A 6,108-nucleotide genomic window follows, 5' to 3' on the forward strand; every position below is an offset into this window, starting at 1 on the left:
TTGAGTTAATTGTTACTTAAGTACATCGACGTTTGGCTCATTACCAAACCACTCTTCATAGATCTTTGCATATGTTCCATTTTCAATAATTGTTTTTAGAGCTGCATCAAAGTCATCTCTGTATTCGCTTCCTTTTGGAAACATAAACCCATAGAATTCAGGCTCGAAATAGTCCGCATCCTCAATCACAACTAATCCTTGGTCTGGATTATTCTCTACGTAAGCTTCAATCACTGTGTCATCCGCCACTACAGCTTCTGCTCCACCATTTATTAATTCCATAATTGCTAGATTGTTATTATCGAATTTTTTAATATTAGGACTGTTTTCACCTAATAACCCCTCAACAGCTAGTGCCCCAGTTGTAGCATTTTGAACAGCAACAATAACACCCTCTAAATCATCAGCTGATTGAATGTTACTACCCTCTTTTACGAGAATCTTATTGTTTGATAAAAAGTAAGGTGACGTAAAATCATAGGTTTCTTTTCTTTTATCATTTATTGTAATTGCAGAAACACCGATATCTGCAGTACCTTGTTCAACCTCAATAAGCATTGGATCCCAACCAACATTGACTATATTAATCTCATACCCAGCTTCATCCGCAACAGCATTAACAATATCTACATCAAACCCAACAATTTTATCTCCTTCTAAATACTCAAACGGAGCATACGCAGCATCTGTTGCTACCTTTAACACCTTGCCCCCATCTTCTTCACCACTGCTTTTACTACTGTTACCACATGCAGCAAGGACAAAAATTAGCATCGTTGTTAAAGCTACTAAAATCGTTTTTTTCATTAAACTATCTTCCCTTCAAATTATTAAAATATTTCTGATAATTATAACCTTATACAAGTAATATGTGAAGTAAAAATTTTCAAAAATATTATTCTAATGTATATAAATTATAAAATTATCACTTATTATGCTTATTTCTTGCATACAACCTCTTCTATAAATACAACAAATTGAATAAATAAACATTCATTGCCCGAATTACTCAATTCTTTAGTAATATAATTTTATTATGTATTTGCTCTTAAATTAAATGTAAAATAGGTGATTTGCTATGCTGCATGATACAATGAAAAATAAACGTTATATTGGAGAGAGGCGAGAATTACATTGGTATCTTTAGAAAATCAAGTCATTAATCACCGAAAATTATCAAAAGCTACCGTAATTAAAAGAGCGATTCTTATTTTTATTGGTGCTGCTCTAATGGCAGTAGGTTTAGAGATATTTCTTGTTCCAAACCGTGTTATTGATGGAGGGATCGTTGGAATCTCTATTATCTTATCTCATTTAAGTGGATGGAAATTAGGATTATTTCTGTTCTTTCTAAATGTCCCCTTTTTCTACATAGGATATAAGCAAATTGGGAAAACCTTTGCGATTTCGACCCTGTATGGAGTGACGATTCTAGCTATTAGTACTACCCTCCTGCATCCTGTTCCAGTATTAACTCATGACCCATTACTTGCTTCAGTCTTTGGCGGCATGATTCTTGGCATCGGTGTCGGGATCGTGATCAGATATGGGGGCTCATTAGATGGAACTGAAGTATTAGCAATTCTCTTTGAAAAGAAGCTTCCTTTTTCAGTAGGAGAAATCATCATGTTTTTTAACATCTTTATACTTGGAAGTGCAGGTTTTGTTTTTGGATGGGACCGAGCGATGTATTCTTTAATTGCTTATTTCGTTGCATTTAAAACCATTGATATTGTTATTCAAGGAATTGATGAATCTAAATCCGCATGGATTATTAGTGATAATTATGACATCCTTGGAGAAACCATTATTGCTCGCTTAGGACGTGGCGTAACCTATCTCAAAGGAGAAGGTGCCTTTACAGGTGATAATAAGAAAGTTATTTTCTGTGTTATCACTAGACTTGAAGAAGCAAAGTTAAAATCCATCGTAGAAGAAATAGACCCCTCCGCCTTTTTAGCCGTATCAAATATTGCAGAAGTACGTGGAGGGCGTTTCAAAAAACGCGATATTCATTAATGTAAAAAAGAGGCTGTCCCAGAAACCTAGCAAAATTGCTTTTGGGACAACCTCTTTTCTATTTATTTAATCATATTGTACCAATTTGCAGCAGCTTCCACTTCTGTACGTGTGAGAGAGTGGCCATTGCTTTCCCAATGCAATTGCACCTTCGCACCAGCTTGTTCCAATAATGATTGCAATTCAGTTGATTCTTCTGGTAAACACAGTGGATCGTTTTTCCCAGCTCCAATAAATACATGTGTATCATCAAGATTTGGTAATTCAATCCCTCTTCTTGGAACCATTGGGTGATGCAGCATAGCACCTTTTAATGAATGCTCATAATGAAACAACAGGCTACCTGCAATATTGGCACCATTTGAATAGCCAATCGCATATACATTATTTCGATCAAATCCATATTGTTCAGATGCTTCACTAAGAAAGTCATTTAATTCCTTTGTTCGAAAAATTAAATCCTCTTCATCAAATATTCCCTCTGCTAGTCGACGGAAGAATCTCGGCATTCCGTTCTCTGAGACATTCCCACGAACACTTAATACAGCAGCATCAGGATCAATCATCCCTGCTAAAGGGAGTAAGTCTTGCTCAGTCCCACCTGTACCATGTAATAAAAGAAGAACTGGTGAGTTATCACTTTTCCCTTTTTGAAAAATATGTTTCATCTTCTACTCATCCTCTCTACGTTGTCTGCCATACCTATAGAACATTACTTAGTTTAATTCTTGTAGTCCCAGTTTCTTCAACATTCTAATCATGACTTGTTTTTCATCTTGGTCAAGAGCACTAAATATCCGTTTAATTTCTTCCTCATGCTTTGGAAAAACTTCCTTCATCAGATTGGTACCACTTTCAGTTAATGATGCATAAGTGACTCTACGGTCCTTCGGGCAATTAACTCGTTGAATTAATTGCTTTTTTTCTAATTTATCCACTACATAGGTAATGCTTCCACTTGCTAAAAGTACTTTTTTTCCGATATGCTGAATGGGCTGATCACCCTTATGAAATAAAAGCTCTAATACTGCAAACTCTGTTGGATTTAAATTATATCTTTTGATGTCTTGTTCCACGAGGTCAGCAATTGTTCTATTAGCTCGTGACAAGACAATAAACAACTTAAGTGCTAAACTTGTTTCATCAAAGACTTTTTCTTGTTCCACGACAATCATTCCTTTTTGATATTATCTCGAATTCGAGATAATTGTATACAATTCAACTACATATGTCAACCTTTTAAACGGTTCTTAGCAGAAAATAAATAAGGAATAGCCCCGTACTGGGGCCATTTACTTAGTGCTCATGATGATGTTTATGTTTGTGATGCTCCCATTTTGGGATATAGTTATTTTCCTTTAGCTTTTTGTAAAATTTGTCAAGATGCTCTCGTTTTTTATCCGCTTTTTCCTTTGAAAGCACACCATACTCCACATATTTATCAATGATCTCTTTGCGTTTCTCAAACAAGTCTTGATACAGAGCATCCAATTCTGACTTTTGTTCTTCAGAAAGTTTCACTTCAGGTGTTGCATTATCATTCTCATTTGCGTGTGTCGGCGACTCAGTTAACCAAGAGTTAACAAAGAATAACGGTACTGCCAAACCTAACACAATAAAAAGCTTTTTCATTACAAAACACTCCTTCAAAAAATTAATACACTTAGTGTTTTATAATGAAAGTGAAAATATACCATTTATTTTTTCTTATAATGAAAGAGGATGTCTTATTCAGACATCCCTCGTTAAAATTATTTAAGCTGGGTTTGCTTCAATTTGTAATGAAATTTTGATTTGATCGCCAACTAGTACTCCACCAGTTTCTAATGCAGCATTCCAAGTTAACCCATAGTCGCTACGCTTGATCTTACCTTCACCACTGAAACCAACTACATCAACACCCCAAGGATTTTTCCCTTGACCTTCGTAAGTTACAGCAAATGTTTCAGTATTAGTAATTCCATTGATTGTTAATTCACCAGTTACATCATACTCATTCTCATCAGTTTTTGTAACACTAGTAGATTTGAAAGTCATTTTCGGATGATTTTCTACATCAAAGAAATCAGCTGAACGAAGGTGATTATCACGATCTTCATTACGAGTATCAACACTAGCAACATCTACATCGAAAGAAATATCAGCTGTAGTTAAATCTGTTGGATCTGCTTCAACTACTGCTTCAAATTTATGAAATGCCCCTTTAACTGTTGCAAACATCATATGCTTTACTGAGAAGTCAATTCCACTGTGTGTTACATCTACGTTCCATTTTGTTTTTGCCATTTTTAATATCCCCCATCAATTAATTTAGTTTTAATTCATTTATCTTGATTTCAAGATAACTTAATTCAAGCTAAATTATATTCGATTGCTCACCTACTGTCAACAAATATAATTTTATTTTTCTGAAACCACAAAAAAACCAGGATTTCTCCTGGTATTTTACCTACTGTTGTCCAACCGGATCATTTTCTCTATATCTTGATTTGTTCAAGTACGGCATAACAAATCGGTCTAGCCCAAATCTGCCTGCATTGTAGCCACCAACCAGGACAAATATTGTTAACAACACCATTTGTGGATTTACACTTAATGTACCACTAAAAAGGAAGGCGAAATTCATGATAATTCCCATCAATGCTGCAAATGTTGTAAAAATCCCTAGAATAAGTGCTATTCCAACTAAAACTTCTCCCCACATCACTAAGTACGTAAACAAACCTGCATTTGGAATAGCTACACCTTCAAGAAAAGAGGCCCACCAAGCATGTACAGTTGGATTTTCACCAGTTGAATTGGCAATTGCTCCATGAAGGAAACCACCTGCATCAAAGGTACCACCAGTTACTTTTCCCCAGCCACTTGTAAGCCACTTATACCCCAAATATAACCTTATAACTAATAAGATACCTGCAGCCACTTTACTTTCTCTTAAGAATTTAACAAACATAAAAATAGGTCTCCTTTCGTTTTTTTAGTAACCGAGCTTTTGAAAATGTTACTTTTATAGCATGTGTACTACATTTTAATAAATACAGGTAAAATAAGCCTATAACAAGTAAATTTTGGTATTTTAAGAAGGCATTTTGGGTTTGCTGGCAAGTTGGGGACGGTTCTGATGCATCTATCCGAAATGAGGCAAAGCTCAAGTATTAACACCATGGAGGACATTTGAGGCGTTGGCTGGGCTTTGTTTGTCCTGTTTGATCCCCTAGCAGGGCACTTTGATTGGGATTTACTCTTGTTTTGTCCTATTGGATGTGCCAACAAGACAATTTGTTCAGGAGTTGCTCTTTTTTTGTCCTATTGGATGCACCAACAGAACAGTTCACTCGGGATTTACACCTGTTTTGTCCTATTGGATGCGCCAACAGAACAGTTCGCTCTGGATTGGCTCCTGTTTTGTCCTATTGGGTGCTGCCATAAGACAATTAGCTCGAGATTTGATCTTGTTTTGTCCTATTGGATGCTCCAACAAGACAGTTCGAGCGGGATTTACTCCTGTTTTGTCCTATTGGCTGCTCCAACAAGACAGTTCGAGCGGGATTTACTCCTGTTTTGTCCTATTGGCGCTCCAACAGAACAGTTCGCTCGGGGTTTGCTCCTGTTTTGTCCTATTGGGTGCTGCCATAAGACACTTAGCTCGAGATTTGATCTTGTTTTGTCCTATTGGATGACCCTACAGAACAGTTCGCTCTGGATTTTCTCCTGTTTTGTCCTATTGGGTGCTGCCATAAGACACTTAGCTCGAGATTTGATCTTGTTTTGTCCTATTGGATGCTCCAACAAGACAGTTCGAGCGGGATTTACTCCAGTTTTGTCCTATTGGATGCTCCAACAAGACAGTTCGAGCGGGATTTGCTCCTGTTTTGTCCTATTGGATACACCAACAGGACACTTCAATCTGGCTTTATTCTTATTTCATCCTTTAATATGCTAAAAAAACAATAAATTAAAACACAAAAAAGACCAGCCCCAAAAGGAACTGATCTTTTGTCTTGCCTAGCGACGTCCTACTCTCACAGGGGGAGTCCCCCAACTACCATCGGCGCTGAAGAGCTTAACTTCCGTGTTCGGTATGGGAAC

At 36.6% G+C, this 6,108-nt stretch carries 7 protein-coding genes and 1 rRNA gene; 1 reads left to right on the forward strand and 7 read right to left on the reverse strand.

The window, feature by feature from the left end; all coding sequences use genetic code 11:
- Positions 1 to 12: 12 nt before the first annotated feature.
- Complete coding sequence (locus F7888_RS02135) at positions 13 to 807, reverse strand: basic amino acid ABC transporter substrate-binding protein (RefSeq protein WP_191776748.1); 795 nt, start codon at positions 805 to 807, stop codon at positions 13 to 15.
- A 327-nt stretch (positions 808 to 1,134) separates the two neighbouring features.
- Between F7888_RS02135 and F7888_RS02140 the strand changes: the two genes are divergently transcribed.
- Positions 1,135 to 2,019 (forward strand): YitT family protein, encoded by an 885-nt coding sequence (locus F7888_RS02140; protein ID WP_225228542.1) that lies wholly within the window; start codon positions 1,135 to 1,137, stop codon positions 2,017 to 2,019.
- Positions 2,020 to 2,081: 62 nt separating this feature from the next.
- On the opposite strand, the gene F7888_RS02145 is transcribed toward F7888_RS02140, so the two are convergent.
- The 6 genes from F7888_RS02145 to rrf form a co-directional block, all read right to left on the reverse strand.
- Positions 2,082 to 2,687: an alpha/beta hydrolase gene (locus F7888_RS02145; protein WP_191776750.1), complete on the reverse strand. Its 606-nt coding sequence runs from the start codon at positions 2,685 to 2,687 to the stop codon at positions 2,082 to 2,084.
- A 48-nt stretch (positions 2,688 to 2,735) separates the two neighbouring features.
- A complete protein-coding gene (locus F7888_RS02150) occupies positions 2,736 to 3,194 on the reverse strand; it encodes a MarR family winged helix-turn-helix transcriptional regulator (protein WP_191776752.1) in 459 nt (152 codons plus the stop codon).
- Between the two features lie 121 nt (positions 3,195 to 3,315).
- Positions 3,316 to 3,651, reverse strand: a complete 336-nt coding sequence (locus tag F7888_RS02155) for a YckD family protein (protein ID WP_191776754.1) — start codon at positions 3,649 to 3,651, stop codon at positions 3,316 to 3,318.
- Between the two features lie 123 nt (positions 3,652 to 3,774).
- On the reverse strand, positions 3,775 to 4,305 hold the full coding sequence (locus F7888_RS02160) for a YceI family protein (RefSeq protein WP_191776756.1): 531 nt from the start codon (positions 4,303 to 4,305) through the stop codon (positions 3,775 to 3,777).
- A gap of 163 nt (positions 4,306 to 4,468) precedes the next feature.
- A complete protein-coding gene (locus F7888_RS02165) occupies positions 4,469 to 4,972 on the reverse strand; it encodes a DoxX family protein (protein ID WP_191776757.1) in 504 nt (167 codons plus the stop codon).
- 1,050 nt (positions 4,973 to 6,022) lie between these two features.
- Positions 6,023 to 6,108: ribosomal RNA gene (rrf, locus tag F7888_RS02170) — 5S ribosomal RNA — on the reverse strand; the annotation flags it as partial.

This window comes from Litchfieldia stipae (assembly GCF_014837155.1).
GTDB lineage: Bacteria > Bacillota > Bacilli > Bacillales > Bacillaceae_L > Litchfieldia.